The 18,265-nt window shown below is 71.1% G+C and carries 11 protein-coding genes; 7 read left to right on the top strand and 4 right to left on the bottom strand.

What is annotated here, in order from left to right; genetic code table 11:
- Positions 1–5: 5 nt before the first annotated feature.
- A complete protein-coding gene (locus tag AMK16_RS31645; protein WP_073920776.1) occupies positions 6–1,685 on the bottom strand; it encodes an AMP-binding protein in 1,680 nt (559 codons plus the stop codon).
- A 222-nt stretch (positions 1,686–1,907) separates the two neighbouring features.
- Between AMK16_RS31645 and AMK16_RS31650 the strand changes: the two genes are divergently transcribed.
- Positions 1,908–2,780, top strand: a complete 873-nt coding sequence (locus AMK16_RS31650; RefSeq protein ID WP_073920777.1) for an LLM class F420-dependent oxidoreductase — start codon at positions 1,908–1,910, stop codon at positions 2,778–2,780.
- A 69-nt stretch (positions 2,781–2,849) separates the two neighbouring features.
- Here the strand turns inward: AMK16_RS31650 and AMK16_RS31655 are convergent, their stop codons facing one another.
- A complete protein-coding gene (locus AMK16_RS31655; protein WP_079191870.1) occupies positions 2,850–4,301 on the bottom strand; it encodes an FAD-binding protein in 1,452 nt (483 codons plus the stop codon).
- A 385-nt stretch (positions 4,302–4,686) separates the two neighbouring features.
- Between AMK16_RS31655 and asnB the strand changes: the two genes are divergently transcribed.
- From asnB to AMK16_RS31675, 4 genes are read left to right on the top strand one after another with little or no spacing between them, the layout of a single operon-like run.
- Positions 4,687–6,549, top strand: coding sequence for an asparagine synthase (glutamine-hydrolyzing) (gene asnB, locus AMK16_RS31660; protein ID WP_073920779.1), 1,863 nt, complete (start codon positions 4,687–4,689; stop codon positions 6,547–6,549).
- A 14-nt stretch (positions 6,550–6,563) separates the two neighbouring features.
- Positions 6,564–8,405: a non-ribosomal peptide synthetase gene (locus AMK16_RS31665; RefSeq protein WP_073920780.1), complete on the top strand. Its 1,842-nt coding sequence runs from the start codon at positions 6,564–6,566 to the stop codon at positions 8,403–8,405.
- An 8-nt stretch (positions 8,406–8,413) separates the two neighbouring features.
- A complete protein-coding gene (locus AMK16_RS31670) occupies positions 8,414–10,609 on the top strand; it encodes a condensation domain-containing protein (protein WP_073920781.1) in 2,196 nt (731 codons plus the stop codon).
- Positions 10,606–11,346: an aspartate/glutamate racemase family protein gene (locus tag AMK16_RS31675; protein ID WP_073920782.1), complete on the top strand. Its 741-nt coding sequence runs from the start codon at positions 10,606–10,608 to the stop codon at positions 11,344–11,346. The genes AMK16_RS31670 and AMK16_RS31675 overlap by 4 nt, the downstream gene beginning before the upstream one ends.
- Positions 11,347–11,475: 129 nt before the next feature.
- Here AMK16_RS31675 and AMK16_RS31680 read toward each other — a convergent pair whose 3' ends face one another.
- Positions 11,476–12,819, bottom strand: coding sequence for an extracellular solute-binding protein (locus AMK16_RS31680; RefSeq protein ID WP_073920783.1), 1,344 nt, complete (start codon positions 12,817–12,819; stop codon positions 11,476–11,478).
- A gap of 52 nt (positions 12,820–12,871) precedes the next feature.
- Positions 12,872–15,103: a molybdopterin-dependent oxidoreductase gene (locus AMK16_RS31685; protein WP_274535396.1), complete on the bottom strand. Its 2,232-nt coding sequence runs from the start codon at positions 15,101–15,103 to the stop codon at positions 12,872–12,874.
- Positions 15,104–15,398: 295 nt separating this feature from the next.
- Here AMK16_RS31685 and AMK16_RS31690 point away from each other — a divergent pair, with 295 nt between their 5' ends.
- Both AMK16_RS31690 and AMK16_RS31695 read left to right on the top strand, forming a co-directional pair.
- Positions 15,399–16,646 carry an acyl-CoA dehydrogenase family protein gene (locus AMK16_RS31690; protein ID WP_073920784.1) on the top strand — a complete coding sequence of 416 codons (1,248 nt, stop codon included), beginning with the start codon at positions 15,399–15,401 and terminating at the stop codon, positions 16,644–16,646.
- 164 nt (positions 16,647–16,810) lie between these two features.
- Positions 16,811–18,259 (top strand): FAD-dependent oxidoreductase, encoded by a 1,449-nt coding sequence (locus tag AMK16_RS31695; RefSeq protein WP_079191873.1) that lies wholly within the window; start codon positions 16,811–16,813, stop codon positions 18,257–18,259.
- Positions 18,260–18,265 lie beyond the last annotated feature (6 nt).

An 18,265-nucleotide genomic window follows, 5' to 3' on the forward strand; every position in this document is an offset into this window, starting at 1 on the left:
GCGGATCAGCGCGTCAGGGCCGGTTCCAGACTGCCGAGCTCCAGCATGGCCTCAGCCTGCTCGCGCAGTTCGACCTTGCGGACCTTGCCGCTCGCCGTCATCGGGAACGTCTCGACGGTGCGCACGTAGCGCGGAATCTTGTAGTGGGCGAGCCTGCCGGTGCAAAAGGCGCGCAGCGACTGGGGGGTGAGCTCCTCGGCCCCCTCCCGCATCCGCACCCAGGCCATCAGCTCCTCGCCGTAGTACTCGTCCGGGACGCCGATGACCTGCGCGTCCAGGATGTCCGGGTGGGTGTGGAGGAACTCCTCGATCTCACGGGGGTAGAGGTTCTCGCCGCCCCGGATGACCATGTCCTTGATCCGCCCGGTGATGCTCACGTAGCCATCGTCGTCCATGACGGCCAGGTCCCCGGTGTGCATCCAGCCCGCACGGTCGATGGCCTCCGCGGTCTTCTCGGGCTGTTCCCAGTACCCGCTCATCACGGAGTAGCCGCGCGTGCAGAACTCGCCCTGCCGGCCGCGCGGCACGGTCAGTCCGGTGTCCGGGTCCACGATCTTGATCTCCAGGTGGGGGCCCACCCTGCCGACGGTGGAGACGCGGCGTTCCAGCGAGTCGTCTCGGCGTGTCTGGCAGGCGACCGGCGACGTCTCGGTCATGCCGTAGCAGATGGTCACCTGCGCCATGTTCATCTTTTCGACGACCTGGGTCATCACCTCGACCGGACAAGGGGAGCCGGACATGATGCCGGTGCGCAGCGAGGACAGGTCGAACGAGGCGAAGTCCGGGTGGTTCAGTTCGGCGATGAACATCGTCGGCACGCCGTACAGCGACGTGCACCGCTCCGCCTCCACCGCCTCCAAGGCGGCCCGGGCGTCGAAGACGGGGGACGGGATCACCACGCACGCGCCGTGGCTGGTCGCCGCGATGGTGCCCATCGCCATGCCGAAGCAGTGGTAGAAGGGCACCGGGAGGCAGACCCGGTCGGCCTCGGTGTAGTCGAGCAGCTCGCCGGTGAAGAAGCCGTTGTTGAGGATGTTGTGGTGCGAGAGCACCGCGCCCTTGGGGAACCCGGTCGTGCCGGAGGTGTACTGGATGTTGATCGGGTCGTCGGGCCCGAGGACGGCCGCGGCTTCGGCCAGGCGCCGGGCGGCGTCCGCGTCCTTGGGGGCCCGCAAGGCCAGCCAGCTCTCTCCGCCGATCAGGACGGTGTGCTCCAAGGCGGCGCAGCGGGGCGCGACCTCAGCGATCATGCTCGCGTAGTCGGAGCTGCGGAACCGGTGCGCGGCCACCAGGACGCGGACCCCGGCCTGGTTCAGGACGTACTCCAGCTCGTGCGTGCGGTAGGCCGGGTTGACGTTGACCAGGATCGCCCCGATCTTCGCAGCGGCGTACTGGGTCAGCACCCATTCGGCGCAGTTGGGGGACCACAGGCCGACCCGGTCCCCCTTGGTGATGCCGAGGTCCAGCAGCCCGACGGCCAGGGCGTCGACCTCGGCGCCGAGCTCCGCATAGGTCCAACGGCGGTCCGTGGGCCGGTCGACGAGCGCGTCCCGGTCAGCGTGGGCGGCGGCGGAGCGGTCGAAGTTCGCGCCGATCGTCTCGCCGAGCAGCGGGACGCAGTGGCCTCCCGATGCGTAGCTGGGCTTCCTGTGCGCCGGGGATCCGCCAGGTCCGCGTGTCACCATTGCCGGTCCTCCACTTGTGATGGTCTACCCGAACAGCTTTCGGGGCGCAATTGCGCACCGCATCTCATGGATTGCCGTCATTGCGCACCCGTTTCGGGCGATCCGGTCCCCGGAATCGGGCACGATCGAAGAAAGGTGCGGCGCACGGTCTGGCCTATTCTTCGGATGCGCATTCGGCGCGTGCCAAGACCATGTCAGCGAGCAGCTGTTGGGAGACCTGCCATGAAAATCGGCCTGGCCGTAGCGGATTTCGCCTGGGAAGGCGGAGCGCCGCGCATGGCGGACACCCTCGCCTCGATATCCCGGTCCGCCGACGACGCCGGTTTCGACGTCATCGGTGTCGCCGACCACGTCTGGCAGGGCCCGCACATGGGCGGCCCCGAGCAGCCCATGCTGGAGTGCTTCACGACGCTGGCCACCATCGCCGCCCATACCCGGCGCATCCGGGTGATGCCGATGGTCGCCGGCGTCCACTTCCGCTCCCCCGGCATGCTCGCCAAGTCGGTGACCACCCTCAACGTGCTCTCCGGCGGGCGTGCCGACCTCGGTATCGGCGCGGGCTGGTATGAGGAGGAGGCGCTCGGTCTGGGCATCCCGTTCCCGCCGCTGGCGGAGCGTTTCGAGAGGCTGGAGGAGACCGTCCGGATCTGCCGGAGCATGTGGGACGGGGAGCGCGGCGACGAGAAGCCCTTCGACGGAGTCCACCACCGCCTGGAACGGGCGCTGAACGTGCCGCAGAACCTCACCGTGCCGAAGATCATGATCGGCGGGGGCGGCGAGAAGAAGACCCTGCGCCTGGTGGCCCGGCACGCGGATGCCTGCAACCTGTACCCGGGCCCCGACCTAGGCGACAAGCTCGACGTCCTGCGCGGCCACTGCGAGAGCGAGGGCACGGATTACGACGCCATCGAGAAGACGTGCATCATGCCGTTCACCGCGGGCGACGCGGCTTCCGCTGACGAGCTGGCCGGGGTCCTGCGCGGACTCGGCGGGCTCGGCGTCCAGCGGGTGATCGGCATCCTGGAGGGCGCCGACCAGCAGCGCCAGGTCGAGGTGATCGGCGAGCGGGTGTTGTCCGCCGTGGCGGACGCGTAAGCCCCGCACGCGAAGAGTGCCCGTCCCCGCCCTCACGGCGGGCCGGGCACTTTTCGTGTGCGGGGCGGCTCAGCCGGGCAGCCGGACCGACAGCTTGTGGCGGAACACGTCGCGCGGGTCGTAGGCCTTCTTGACCTGCTGCAGGCGCGGGTAGTTGTCCTTGTAGTAGAGCGTGTGCCACGGCACGCCCGATGTGTTCCACTCGGGATCGGCCAGGTCGCTGTCCGCGTAGTTGACGTACGAGCCGTCGTTGGCATCGTTCGGCACGGGCACGCCGCCGGTGGCCGCGTAGACGTCGCGGTACATCTCCCTCAGCAGGCGGATGTTGGTCTCGTCGGCGCCCTCGTCGCCCCACACCGACATGTAGGCGGCCTTGAGGACCGAGTCGCGCTGGGCGACGGCGGTGGCATCCGGGGCGGTGGTGTTCACCCGGCCGCCGTAGCCGATGAGGATCAGCTGTGTCGGGGCGGCCTCACCGGTGGTCAGGTGCCGGTACAGGGTCGCCGTCTGCTCCGGCGAATAGCCCTTGCGCAGATAGGCCGCCTTGATCTTGATCCGGCGTGTGAACGGGTCGCCCGGGTCGCCCCAGTTCGGGTACGACGAGAAGTAGAGCCAGGGATTGACCTGCTGTTGCTGGAACAGTGGCGGAACCTCGACACCGGCCGACACCTCCTCGAAGAACGTGGTCATCAGCTTCTCGGCGCCGGGCACGTCGTCGTCGATGTGCGCGCCCACCGTCAGGCCGAAGCCGGAGCGGTGCGTCCCGTGGAAGTAGCCGGCCAGCGGCGCGTACGGCGAGTCGGCGCCGCTGTTGCGCTCGAACCAGGCTCCGAAGTTGCTCTGGAGCCGGGTGAAAGCCGCTTCGGTCATGTGCTCCCAGGACCAGACGACCATGCCGCTGCGCCAGCGGGACGGTGCTTTGGGCAGCAGTGCGGCCGGGTCGCCCGCTCCCGGGTCGGCGTCGGGGGCGCGCATCCAGTAGCGCGTCACCACCCCGAAGGTGCCGCCGCCACCACCGGTGTGCGCCCACCACAGGTCGTGGTGCGGGTCGTCGGGCTCGCGGGTGGCCACGACGGCCCGCGCGACACCGTCCTCGCCGACGACCACGACCTCCACGGCGTACAGGTAGTCCACGACGGCGCCGAGACTGCGGGAGAGGGGACCGTATCCGCCACCCACGATGTGGCCGCCGGCGCCCACCTCCGGGCACTCGCCGCCGGGAATGGTGACGCCCCAGCCCTTGAACAGGGTCCGGTAGACGTGGCCGAGCGTGGCTCCGGCCTCGATGGAGAAGGCCCCCCGCTCCTTGTCGTAGCCCACGGCGGTCATCTCGGACATGTCGAGCAGGACTTCGATGCCATGGGCCGTGAAGTCCTCGAAGCCGTGGCCGCCGCTGCGCACGGAGATCCGCTTGCCGGCCGCCACGGCCTCGGTCACCGCGGCCGCCACCTGGTCCGTCGTGGTGACGACGCGGACGTAGTCGGGGCTCGCCGGGAAGCGGTGGTTGGTGCCGCGCAGCATGCTGGGGTAGCGCGGGTCATCGGCGGTGATAGTGGCAGGTCCAAATGCCGGGGTGCCCGTATCGGTCACGTCGTTCCTCCATCGGGGCAGGCGGGCCCGGCCCCGCGGGCGTGCCCGGCCCGTGTCGGTGCTGGGGGGGCCGGGATCAGCCTGGACGAGCGGTGGCGCCGATGTCTTCTCCGGCCGTGCTGTTCACGTGACCGATGGTTTTTCTCCCAGATTGCTGAGGCTGCGGTGGCGCCCCCGATTCCCTTGTGAGTGCGGGGATGCCTCCGGTAGTTGTTGTCGGGATCCCCTGTTTCGCCGGACAGCCCGGCCGGGTGTCAGTCCACTCTCCCGTCCCCGTCCGATTCGTTCGGCGTATCTGTTGGAGGAGGATCCGGCAATGTGCGGGATCGCTGGATCCATGGCGCTCCGAAAGGGCGTGACCGTCGACCCGTCGGTCCTCACCCGAATGACCGGGACCCTTTACCACCGCGGTCCGGATTCGGACGGCGCTTTCCTCGCTGACGGTCTCGGGCTCGGATTTCGCCGCCTGAGCATCAATGACCTCGGCGGCGGAAGCCAGCCGATGTCGAACGAGGACGGCAACGTCGTCATGGTGTGCAACGGGGAGATCTTCAACCACCGTGAGCTGCGCGCCGAGCTGACGGCCAAAGGGCACCGCTTCCGCACCGAGTGCGACGTCGAGGTCCTGGTCCACCTCTACGAGGAGGAGGGCACCGGTCTGCTCCGGCGCCTCAACGGCCAGTTCGCCTTCGCGATCTACGACAAGGCGCTGCGGCGGCTGTTCCTCGCCCGCGACCACGTCGGGATCCTGCCGCTGCACTACGCGCTGACCGCCGACCACTTCGTCTTCGGGTCGGAGGCCAAGGCGGTGCTGGAGCACCCGGGGGTCGGCCGCGAGGTGGACCTGACCGGGCTCGACCAGGTGCTGACCTTCCCCGGGCTGGTGAGCCCCCGGACCATGTTCCGGGGCATCAGCGCCTTGCGCGGGGGTCATTACCTGCTCGTCCAGGACGGCTCCGTGCAGGAGTTCCCGTACTGGGACCTCACCTACCCGCGCGCCGGCGAGCTGGAGGTCAAGCCCGACCGGTACTACGTCGAGACCCTGCGCGAGCTGCTCACCGAGGCGGTGCGGCGCCGGCTGCGGGCGGACGTGCCCGTGGGTTTCTACCTCAGCGGCGGACTGGACTCCTCGCTGATCGCAGGGATCGCGGCCGAGCTCGCACCGCCCACCGACTCGTTCTCGATCACGTTTCCGCAAGCCGCCATCGACGAGTCCCGCCACCAGCGCCTGATGGCGCAGAAGGTGTCCTCCCGTCACCACGAGAGAGAGTTCTCCACCGCGGACATCACCGAGGGCCTCCAGCGGATGGTGCTGCACGCCGAAACCCCGGTGAAGGAGACCTACAACACCTGCTCCATGGTGCTGGCCCAGCTGGCGCGCGAGAGCGGGACGACCGTGATCCTCACGGGCGAGGGCGCGGACGAGCTGTTCGGCGGCTACGTCGGCTACCGCTTCGACCGGCTGGGCCGCGGCGGCGGCCGGGGTGGCGGCGACCTCGGCGAAGCCCTGGAGGACGACGTCCGCAGGCAGCTGTGGGGCGACTCCGGGGTCTTCTACGAACGCCGCTACCACGCATGGCGCGAGGCCAAGCTCGGGCTCTACTCCGCCGGTGTCCGCGAGGCCTTCCACGAGAGCGACTGCCTGCGCTTCCCGCCGGTCGACCCGGCGAGCCTGACCGGGCGGGACCCGCTGGACCAGCGCTCCTACCTCGACTTCCGGATGCGGTTGTCGGACCACCTGCTGTCCGACCACGGCGACCGGATGGCGATGTCCCATTCCGTGGAGGCCCGCTACCCGTTCCTGGACCGTGAGGTCGTGGAGTTCGCGACCCGGGTCCCCGCGCACCTGAAGGTGAACCCTCTCGGGGAGAAGTACGTGGTGCGCCAGGCAGCACAGGGCCTGGTGCCTCCGGAGATCATCGACCGTGAGAAGTTCGGCTTCCGGGCGCCGGGCAGCCCCGCGCTGCTGCGCGCGGGCATCGAGTGGATCAACGACATGCTCTCCCCGGCGCGGATCCGGCGCCAGGGGTACTTCGATCCCGGCGCCGTGGAGCGACTGCGGGCCCGGTACACGAGCGACGGGTTCGAGATCCACCCGCACTACGGCGACGACCTGCTGCTCGTCGTCCTGACTTTCGGCATCCTCCTGGACACCTTCTCCCTGGCGGACCACGGATGAGACAAGGAAGCAAGATGACCTTCGAACCGATCCACGAGCTGGTGGGGAAGGCGATCGAGCGGTTCCCGGACCGCGTGGCCGTCGAGTCCCCGCAGGGCCGCCTCACCTACGCCGAGCTGGACGAGCGGGCCCAGCGCATCGCCGGCGCCCTGCGGGCCGCGGGTGCGGGCGCCGGGTCCTTCGTCCCCGTACTGGCACGGGACTGCCGCGAGCTGGTCGCCTCCGTGCTCGGGATCTTGCGTATCGGCGGAGTCGTGGTACCCCTGGACCTGTCCGCGTCGCCCGCCCGGCTGCGGTTGATCGTCGCCGACGTCGCCCCTGGGTGGGCCGTCCTCGGCTCCGCTCCGGACGCGGTGGCGGCGCAGGTGCTCGCGGATGCCGCTCCGGACGCGCGCACGGTCACTGCGGACCCCCGGGCGTCAAGCACCGCGACCCCCGTGACCCCGCACCGGGCCACCCCCGACGATCCCTGCTACGTCTTCTACACCTCCGGTACCACAGGCCGTCCCAAGGGCATCGTGGGCCGGCTGGGATCCGTCACGCACTACATCCAGTGGGAGACCGGGCTGCTCGGCGTCACCGCGGACTGGCGGATCGGCAACCTCGTCTCGCCCGCCTTCGACGCCGTGATGCGGGACGTGTTCGTGCCGCTGAGCACCGGCGGCACCTTCGTCGTGCCGCCGCCCGACACCCTGCTCGACCCGGCGGCGCTGGCCCGCTGGATCGACGACGCCCGCATCGACCTGGTGCACTGCGTCCCGTCCCTGTTCCGCGGGCTGGTGGACGCGGCGCTCGCGGCCGACCTCACGCTGTCGTCCCTGCGGTGCGTCGCGCTGTCCGGCGAGCGGCTCGCGCCCGCCGACGCCGGGCGCTGGTTCGGCAGGCACGGCGACCGGGTCCGGCTCCTCAACTTGTACGGGCCGTCGGAGACGACGATGACCAAGACCTTCCACTTCCTGACCCGGCGGGACGCCGAACGGGCCTCCGTGCCCGTCGGACGACCGATGCCGGACACCGAGGTGCTGCTGCTGGACGAGCGGGGAGCAGCCGTCGAGCCGGGGACGGTCGGCGAGATCCACCTGCGGACGCCCCACCGCTCGCTGGGGTACCTGGGCCTGCCCGAGGAGACCGCCCGGGTCTTCGTACCGAACCCGCTCACCGGTGATGCGGACGACATCGTGTACCGCACCGGTGACTTCGGTCGCCTGCTGGAGGACGGCACGCTGGAGTTCCTCGGCCGCAAGGACCACCAGGTCAAGATCGGCGGCGTCCGGGTCGAGCTCACCGCGGTCGAAAGCCTCCTGCGCGCCCACCCGGCCGTCGCCGAGGCGGCCGTCAGCCTGGTGGAAGACGCCGGCGCGACGTACCTGGGCGCCCACCTCGAACTGTCCCGGGACGCCGCGGACTCCGATCCCGAGGTGCTGCACACCGCCCTGCGCGAGCACCTGCGCGAGCACCTGCCCGACAGCGCGGTACCGGCGGTTTTCGTCCCGGTGGCCGGGCTCCCCCGCACCCTCAGCGGAAAGATCGACCGTGGCGCGCTGCCCGCGCCGGTGCGGCGCACCGTCTCCGACGTCCGCGGCGGCGAGCCGCGGACGCCGGTGGAGCGGACCGTGGCCGACCTGTGGCTCGGCCTCCTGCCTGTGGGCCGGGTGGGCCTGGAGGACGCCTTCTTCGATTCGGGCGGCACCTCGCTCCTCGTGGTCGAACTGCTCTCCCGGGTCAACCGCGCCTTCGGTGTGTCGGTACCGCTGCGCGACTTCCTCCGGTCGCCCACGATCTCGACGCTCGCCGAGGCAGTCGAACGCGAACTGCTGGCCGCCGACGCACCGCTCGACGACCTCCTCGCCATCTAGGGGCCCACATGACCACCCAACTCGCTCCGCAGCCTGTCGCCACCTCCGCCGTCACCCAGGCGCGGGCCTGTGACCGCTGCGGCATCAGCGGCCGCTACCCCGGTATCACCTTCGATGCGTCGGGCGTATGCGACCTGTGCGCGATGTACGGGGCGAAGGAGCGGGACATCCTGTCGTACTTCGGCGACGTGGACGCCTTCGTGCGTCTGGTGCGCGCCCGCGCCGAGGAGCGCGGGTCGCACTACGACTGCCTGCTGCTCTACAGCGGCGGCAAGGACAGCTCGTACGTCCTGTACCGGCTGATCGAACTCGGTCTGCGCGTGAGGACCTTCACCTTCGACAACGGATTCATCTCCAAGACGGCCCTGCGCAACGTCGAGACGATCACCTCCGAGCTCGGCATCGAGCACGTCACCGCCACGCACGCCGACCAGAACAAGGTCTTCCTGCAGAGCCTCCAGCAGCACAAGAGCGTGTGCAACGGGTGTTTCCGCTCGCTGCTGGACCTCAGCACCCAGCACGCCCACGACCTGGGCATCCCGACCATCGTCACGGGTCTCTCGCGCGGGCAGATCATGGACGAGCGGCTGAGTTGGTTCCACAACCAGGGGATCTTCGACCCGGCGGAGATCGAGCCCCGGCTCAAGGCCGGCCGCAGCGTGTACCACCAGTCCGGCGGTGCCATCGGCGCCGAGGCGGTCGACTCCGTCGAGGTGGTGGATTACTACCGGTACTCCGACGTCACCAAGGACGGCATCCGCGCACTGCTGAAGTCGCGGTCGGACCTGTGGTCCCAGCCCGGGGACACCGGGTTCTGCAGCTCGAACTGCATGATCAACGATGCCGGCGTCCTCGTGCACACCCGGGAGCGCGGTTTCCACAACTACGAGGCGCCCACCCGCTGGGAGGTCCGCCTGGGGCACCTGGAGCGCAGCGAGGCGGACGAGGAGCTGCGCGAGCCTGCCGCGACCCCGCGCGTGCAGAAGATGCTGCTCCAGATCGGTTACCCGCTGCCCGAGGCGGGCAGCCCCGTCACCCACGCCGAAGCATCCGGGGCGGAGCGCACCTCGGTGGCCCCGCCCGCTCCGGCGGTGCGGGAGGCCGCGCTGACGCCCGCTCAGCACGAGGTGCTCCTGCGGGGCGCCTCCGCGCCGGCCCTGCAGGGCCGGACGTTGCTGCTGGAGGCCTCGGACGGCGCCGACTCCGGCAGGGTCCGGCGGGCCGCGCTCCAGCTGCTGCTGCACCACGAGGCACTGCGGCTGCGGTTCACGCACGAGGGCGGCACATGGCGCCAGTACGACGCCGGTGTCGCCGGCGCCTTGCCCGTGCTGCGCCTGGACCTCTCGGCGCGGCAGCCATCGCAGGAGGCGGAGGCGCTGCGCACCGCTGTGGAGCGGCTGCGCTCCCGGCTGAACCTCACCGACGGCCCGCTGCTCCAGATCGCGCTCGTCGACCGCGGGTCCCGGCCCGCCCGGCTCCTGCTGGTGGTCCACGAGCTGTTGGCGGACACCGCCTCCTGGCGGGTACTGCTGCGTGACCTGTGCACGTTGTGGACGGCGCCGCAGGGCAGGGCTCAGCTCCCGCCGGCAGGCGGGTTCCTGGAGCGTGCCGTGGCCCTGGCCGGTGAGCCGGTTACAGGCGGGGCAGGCTACGGGCGGTCCGGGCCTCCGGCCGGCTCCGCCGGCGACGGGGCTCCGGTACGGATCCGATGGGGCTGCGGGGCCCCGGTGCCTGCGGCCGTGGTGGCCCGGGCGCTGTCGCAGTCGCTCGCCTCTCTCGGTGACGCGCCGGAGATCGAAGTGGTCGACCACACCGCTGGAGACGGGCAGGGCAGTATCGGCCGCTGGTCGCGGGCCGGGGTCGCGACGCCGGATGCGGAGGGTGACACGGATGTCTATGCGGATGGCGAGGGGTACGGAGCTTCGGATGCCGAGGCCCTGATCCGCTACGAGCACTTCGGCGACCTCGCCGGCCTGCTGCCCCCGGACGCGCCCCTGGCCGTCGTGGCGGCGGACGAGGTCGACTTCACCGTGCTGCCGGGCACCGGCCGGGACACCGTGACCGTCAACGGCGTCGTACGGGAGGGAACCTTGTACCTGGACTGGTGGTGCAGCCCCTCGCGGCGGAGCCGCCTGCTGGCGGCCGCGCTGCCGGAGCGCGTGGCGCGACGGCTGGCGGGATCCGCGGAGCCCGGGCCGCGATGACCGCCCCGGCAGGAACCCTCGGCGTGCTCGGCGGCATGGGTCCCGCTGCGACGGCGGAGTTCTTGCGGCTGCTCGCGGCGCTCGTCCCCGCGACGACCGACCAGGAGCACCCGCGGATCATGATGCTCTCCGAGCCGTCGATCCCCGACCGCAGCGACTCCCTGCTCGACGGCAGCGACGCGCCCCTCGCGGGCATCCTGGACGGGCTCACGACGCTGACGGGCTGGGGGGCGGACCTGCTGGCCGTGCCGTGCAACACCGCGCACGTCTACATCGACCGGATCCGGGACGAGCTGCCGGTCCCGCTCGTCCACATCGTGGATGCGACCCTGCAGGCGGCCAGGCTGCTGAGCCCGACGGGCGGCTGGCTGACGGCCACCTCCGGGACCGTGGCCGCCGGCCTGTACCAGCGGCGGGCGGCGGAGCTCGGCTACCGGCTGCTCGTTCCGGCGCCCGGGATGCAGGAGCTGATCCAGGAGGCGGCCGTCCTGGTGAAGGCCGGCCACACGGAGCATGCCGGGCGGGTGTTCGCCTCGGCGGTGCGCAGTCTGTGGCGGCGCGAGCGATTGCCGGTGGTCACGGCCTGCACCGAGCTGCCGCTGGCCTACGACAGCGCGGGCCTGCCGGAGGGGATGACCGTCTCCAGCCTCGGCGCGCTGGCCTCGGCCTGCGCGCACGAGCTCTACGTGACGCCGCTCCTGCGCGCCGGAGCGCCCCTGACCCTCGCCCGCGCCTGACCAAGGGGACAGCACGGGACAGCACGGCAGCCCGGTGACCGCCGTGCGGGTTTGTGACGGCCCGGCCGGGACCCCCTGCGTCTCCGACCGGGCCGTCTGTTCAGGAACGCCCGAGCCACCCGCCCCGCGTCAGATGCGCACCGTGAGGCAGTCGGGCGTCAGCGGGCCGGTGCCCTGCGCGTAGGCGTTGTAGTCGTCCAGCAGCGTCTGGGCCCGCTCCCCCGCCCGTGCGAACCGCTCGCGCGGCTCGACGCCGTCCAGGACGTCCTGCATGGCCTCCATCATCGCGATCTGGATGGCGTGGAAGCCGCCCAGCACCGCGCCGTGCGCCTCCGGCGGCCCGCTGCGCAGTTCGAGCTGTTCGGCGGTCGCCCGGTGGTGGGGGTGCAGGTCGAACCAGCCCTCCTCCTCGAGTAGTGCGATCACGCCGTACGTCGCCGGGGCCGAGCCGCTGGCCTTGTGCCAGGCGGCGGCGGCGCGCGGGCTGTTCAGGTACTGCATGAACGCGAGCGCACCGTCGCGGACCGCGTCGTCGAGGCCGTCGGTGAGCCAGAGGGAGTCGCCGCCGATCCAGTTGCCCGCGCAGGGCATGGCGCCGTTGCGGGGCAGTACGCCGACCTCCAGGTCGAAGCCGGCCTCCGCCGCGGCCCGCACCATGTAATTGGCGTCGAAGGAGGAACTGAAGCGCAGCGCAACCTCCTGGTCGACGAGTGCCTTGAAGGTGCCCGCCCAGTCCTCGGCCACGCCGGTGTGCAGGTAGTGCCCGTCGCGGTGCAGGTCCCGCCACCAGTCCACATAGTCGGCGAGCGCCGCGGAGCCCAGGTCGAGCTCGGTGGCCCGTCCGTAGCGCCCGTTGCCCGCGTCGGCGAGGAGGGCGCCCTGCTGTGCGAGGGCGTGCTGGATGAACTTGCCGTCCACGGGCCAGGCGATGCCGTGCCCGGGACCGTTCTCCAGGCGGGCCACTGCCTCGCACGCGGCCGTGGTCTCCTGCCAGGTGCGGGGCAGGGCGTCGATGCCGGCCTGCCGCAGGACGGTGGTGTTGGCGTACAGCAGCATCGTCGAGAGGGTCAGCGGCACCGTCGCGAAGTCGCCGTCGACCGTGTAGTACTCGCGCACGCCCGGCAGGAAGTCGTCGAGGACCACTCGCTCGCCGAGGATCTCGGTGCGGCCGGCGACGGCTTTCTCCACGGAGACGAACAGCGGGGACCCGTCCTGGGCTCGGGCGTCCCGGGCCAGCTGCGAGGCGCCGGCGTAGTACGTGGCGATGGCCGGGGCGGCGCCCCGGGCGGCCGCTTCGGCGACCGCCTCGGGGAGCTTCTCGTAGGAGTAGCCGCGGATGTCGATCCGGTACCCGGGGTGGGCCTTCTCGAACTCCCGGGCGCGTTCCCGGATCGGCTCCAGGAAGTCGGGGAACGGGAACTCGGAGAGCCAGGCCTCGATGACGACGACTTCGTCCGGGGCGCCGGGGTTCATGGGTCCTCCAGTAGGGGGCGGTGGTGGTGCGGCGCTGCTTCGCAGGCGTCGCTCAGGCGGCGAAGACCGGCAGCAGGACCGGCTCGTGGACCGGGGGGGCCTCGTCGGCGGGCGCGGGCGCCGGACCCACGGTGACCGGGGCGCCGTTGAAGACGGCGTTGCCCGACAGCGCGTCGATCGTCGAGTCGTCGGTCAGGGCGTTGGCGTTGACTCCGGGGTGGGCGGCAGCGGTGCGCTGCGCCGAGCCGGAGTGCCCCCAGCCGTGGGGCAGGCTGACCACGCCCGGCATGATCGCTTCGTTGGGCTCGACCGGGACGACGAGGTCGCCGGTGGCCGAGGTGACGCGGGCGTGGGTGTCCAGGCCGAGCCGGGCCACGTCGTCGGGGTGGATGTGCAGGGTGCAGCGGTTGCTGCCGCCGACCAGCGACGGGACGTTGTGCAGCCAGCTGTTGTTGGAGCGCAGCTGGCGACGGCCGATGAGGAGCATCGGCGGGGTGGGCGCGGCCAGTCTCGCGCCGAGGCGTTCGATCTCCGGACCGAGCTCGACCGGGGCGAGGCGTACCGCACCCGATTCCGTGTCGATCACTTCGGCCAGGCGGGGTTCCAGGGCGCCGAGGTCCAGGCCGTTGGGGTGGCGGCGCAGCTCCTCCAGGGAAAGCCCGTAGGGGCCCAGGCGCAGCATCGCGTCGAGCATCAGCTCGGGCCCGCTGTCGCCGACGAGGAGTGCGCGGGCCTCCGCGGCCTCCAGGCCGTGGAAGGGAGAGCCGGGTATCTGGGCACCGATGCCGAGCAGCTGGCCGATGACCGCCTCGTCCAGCTGGGCGGGGTCCGCGTGGGCACCCGCGCCGGCGGCGATGAGGCTGAGGCGGGCCATGATCTCGGCCTCCGAGAGCTGTCCGGGTTCCAGCGGCAGCACGGGCGGCGAGAAGCGGGTGTAGTTGCGGACCGTCACGGTCAGGAGCAGCAGGTCGTAGTGCGGCATCTGCATCATGCGCGGGGGCGGCAGGATGACGTCGGCGTACTTGGTGGTCTCGTTCAGGTAGGGGTCGACGCAGACCATGAACTCCAGATCGCCGAGGGCGCGGGCGAGCCGGGGGCCGTTGGGCGCGGACAGGGCGAGGTTACCGGCGATAGAGATCAGCGCCCGCACCTGGCCCTCCCCCGGGGTCTCGATCTCGTCGGCGAGGGTCGCGACGGGCAGTTCGCCCATGGCCTCGGGATAGTTCTTCACGCGGCTGTGCCAGCGGCCGGATGTGAAGGGCCGGGGCCCCCACGGCATCTCCAGGGTGGCGGGCTTGGGGAACATGACGCCGCCGGGCCGGTCGAGATTGCCGGTGAGCGTGTTGATGACGTCGACGAGCCACTGCGTGAGCGTGCCGAAGTCGGCGGTGCTGGTGCCCATGCGGGTGTAGACGGCCGCGGCGGGCGCGGCCGCCAGTTCGCGGGCGAGGCGGACGATGTCCCCCGCGGGCACCCCGCATACGGGTGCGACCGCCTCGGGGGTGAAGGGCCGGGCGTGCGAGCGCAGTTCGTCGAGGCCTTCGGTGGCGACGCGCAGGGTGACGAGGTCCTCGGCGAGCAGGGTGTGCACGAGGGCGAAGAGCAGCAGCGAGTCGGTACCAGGACGCACGAACAGGTGCTCGTCGGCGAGGTCCGCGGTGCGGGTGCGGCGCGGATCGACCACGACGATCCTGCCGCCGCGGGCGCGCAGTGCCTTGAGCCGGCCGGGGAAGTCGGGGGCGGCGCAGAGCGAGCCGTGGGACTCCGCCGGATTGGCGCCGAGGATCAGCAGGTACTCGGTGCGGTCCAGGTCCGGTACGGAGATGGCCGTGCCGCTGCCGAACATGAGGCCGACGGCCACGTGCTTGGGCAGCTGGTCGATGGTGCCGGCGCTGTAGAGGTTGGTGGTGCCCAGGGACTGTGACAGCGGTCCGCGGTAGAAGATGCCGCCCATGGTGTGGAAGGTCGGGTTGCCGAAGTAGGCGGCGACGGACTGACGGCCGTGCCGGCCGATGACGCCCATGAGGCCCGTCTCGACGGCTTCGAAAGCCTCGTCCCAGCTTGCCTCGCGCCACTGGTCGCCCGTGCGGATCATCGGTACGCGCAGGCGGTCCGGGTCCTCGTCGATCCGGCCCAGGCTCGCGCCCTTGGGGCATATGTAGCCCTTGGACAGCGGGTCGTCCCGGTCCCCCCGGACGCTGAGCACCTTCTCGTCGTCGTCGAGTTCGATCTGCAAGCCGCAGACGGCGTCACAGATGGGACAGGTGCGGTGCGCGGTTCTCAACGGAACTCCAGGAGCGTCGATTGGCAGGATCCGTACGGCCGGCGGACCGGACCAGGCGGTCCGACGATCGCATCCGGCGCCGCGGACCGGCATCTTCCCGTGTGCTGTTCCCGCCTTCCGTCGTCCGGGCTTCGTGCAGGGGCCGCCCGGGTGCCGCAAACCAGGAGATGCGCCTCGCTCGGGGCCGGTGCGACTCTGCCACCGTCGGCCGTGGGCCACGGCCGCAGCGCGCCGGCGCCGCAGGTGGTGTGGCCGCGCGAAGGCCATCGTCCGAGACAAAGGAATCCGCGCAGCAATGACAGTCACCGCGAGTGCTCCCGAATGGACCGCCGTTCTCCCGCCCGAGCCGGGTCTGACCCCCGAGGAGGTCGTGGCCCGGGCCGAGGCCCTGGCCCAGGGCCTGATCGAGCGCCAGGCCGAGACGGAGCAGCGCGGCTTCTACGCCGAGGACACGCACGAGGAGTTCCGGGCGGCCGGCTTCTACAGGATCCTGGTACCACGCCGCTATGGCGGCTACGAGTTCGGCGTCGGCACGTTCATGCGCGTGGTGGTCGCCCTGACCCGTGGCTGTCCGTCGACAGGATGGATGTTCTGCCTGGGCGCGGCGCACGCCCACGCGGTGGCGACGCTGTTCGACGAGCGGGCTCAGGCGGAGGTCTTCGCCGGCGGTGACTTCATCGCTCCGGCGACGGTCGCACCGAGCGGCACCGCAGAGCGCAACGCGGACGGTCAATGGGTGCTCAATGGCACCTGGAAGTACTGTTCCGGCTCGCCGTACGCCACGCATTTCATAGGCCACACCCTGGTGGACGGCGGCGGGGGAGAAATGCGGCCGATGCTGTTCGTCGCCCCGCGCAGCGAGTTCACCCGGCTCGACGACTGGCACGGGACGCTGGGTCTGCGCGGCAGCGGTTCGCACAGCATCCGGATCGAGAACGGCCGCGTCCCCTCCCACCTCACGCTGGACACCCACATGAGCCAGGTGGACGTCAGCGGTGGTACTCCGGGCCGTGCCCTGCACGGCAATGCGACGTACGGCGGCGGGCCGCTGAGTTTCATGATCCTCGAGGATGCGGCGCTCGCCGTGGGCATGGCCAAGAACGCCCTCGACGCGTACGAGGAGCTGATGCGCGAACGCCACACCATGTTCCCGCCCATCGTGCCGCGCACCGAGGACCCCGACTTCCAGTACTGGTACGGACAGGCGGCGGGGCTCGTCCACTCCGCCGAGGCCGGCCTGCTGGGTGCCGTCCGCCAGTGGGAGGAGGCCGCTGCCCGGGGAGCAGAACACGTCACCCCGGAACTCGAACTGCGTATCGCCACCATCTGCCGGGAGTCGGTCCGGATGAGCTGGCGGGCCGTCGAGGCGTACCTGTTCCCCACCGCCGGTTCCAGCGCGGTGCGTCAGGGCCAGCGCATGGAGCGCGTCTGGCGGGACATGTCCATGCAGCAGAGCCACGCGGGCATCGCGCTGTTCCTCTTCACCTCGGCCGCGCGCGAGCTCTCGCGTGCGCACTTCGCCGCCGGCGCCGGCGTTCACTGACCCTGCCTGCCGGAATGCGGCACGACCGCCCGGCGGGGCAGCACACCAGGAGATGCGCCACGGCTCGGCCGGGCGCGACGATCGGCAGCACCGAATCCGATTCATGTGATTCCCATCCCAACCCCTTATTCCCATCCCATAACGGGAAATTCGAGGAGGTCCCCGTGTCGGGCGACAAGACCGGTACTCGCGCGGTGGTACTCGGCGGAAGCATCGCCGGCCTGTTCGCGGCCAGAGTGCTCGCCGATGCATACGACGAAGTGCTCATCGTTGACCGCGACGTGCTGGTCGGGGTGGAGGGCCCACGCAAGAACTGCCCCCAGAGCCGCCACATCAACGGTCTGCTGGCCCGCGGTCAGCTGGTCATGGAGGAGCTGTACCCGGGCATCACCGAGGAGCTCTTCGCCGACGGCGTTCCGACGGGCGACCTCGCGGGCCACGTGCGCTGGTACTTCAACGGCAAGCCGCTCAAGCAGCAGGTGGCCGGGCTGACCTGTGTGGCCGCGAGCCGTCCCATGCTGGAGAAGCACATCCGCCGGCGCACCGCAGCGCTGGCCAACGTGGCCTTCTTCGAGGAACACGACATCCTCGGCCTGGTGACGACGGCCGACCACGGCAAGGTCACCGGCGTACGCGTCCAGAGCCTGGCCGCTGACAGCGCCGAGGAGACCATCGACGCCGACCTCGTGGTCGACGCGACGGGCCGCGGCTCGCGCACCCCGGTGTGGCTGGAGGAGTTCGGCTACCCGCGCGTCGTCGAGGAGCGCAAGAAGATCGGCCTCGGGTACGTCACCCAGCACTACAAGCTGCTGGAGGACCCCTACCACGGGGACCTGTCCATCAACCCGGTGGCGTCTCCCGAGCTCCCCCGCGGCGCCATCTTCACCAAGACCGACGGCGACCGCGTCGAGCTGACCACCTACGGTCTCCTGGGCGACCACCCGCCCACCGACCAGGACGGCCTGTACGCGTGGGTCAAGTCGCTCGCGGTGCCGGACATCTACGACGCCCTGCAGCACGCCGAGCCGCTCGACGAGCCGGTCGCGTTCCGCTTCCCGACGACCCTGCGCCGCCGCTACGAGGACATGCCGCGCTTTCCGGAGGGCCTGCTGGTCACCGGTGACGCCGTCACGACCTTCAACCCGGTCTACGCACAGGGCATGACGGCCGCCGCACTCGGCGCCCTGACCATCCGCGACCACCTGCACACCGGTGCGGCCCCGATCCCCGCTGACTACTTCCGTGACCTGGCCCGCGACGTCATAGACCCGCCGTGGGAGATGACCAACACCGTCGACCTCACCTTCCCCGGGGTCAAGGGCGAGCGCACGCCGCAGGTCAAGGCCGCGCAGACCTTCCTCAAGCTGGTACAGACCGCGGCGACCCGCGACGGCAGGATCACCGCCGCCTACATGCGCGGCGCGGGTCTCGTCGACAAGCCCGACGCGATGATGCGCCCCGCGTTCATCGCCCGGGTCCTGTGGAACGTCGCCCGCGACGCGGTCGAGAAGATCACGGGCACCGCCACCGGTGGCGCCCAGAATTCGCAGGCGGCTCCCGCCGCCCAGCCCGCGGCCCCCTCCCGGTCGGCCGACGAGCTGGTCAGTCACTGACCTGAC

The sequence above is a fragment of the Streptomyces sp. CB00455 genome (assembly GCF_001905445.1).
GTDB lineage: Bacteria > Actinomycetota > Actinomycetes > Streptomycetales > Streptomycetaceae > Streptomyces.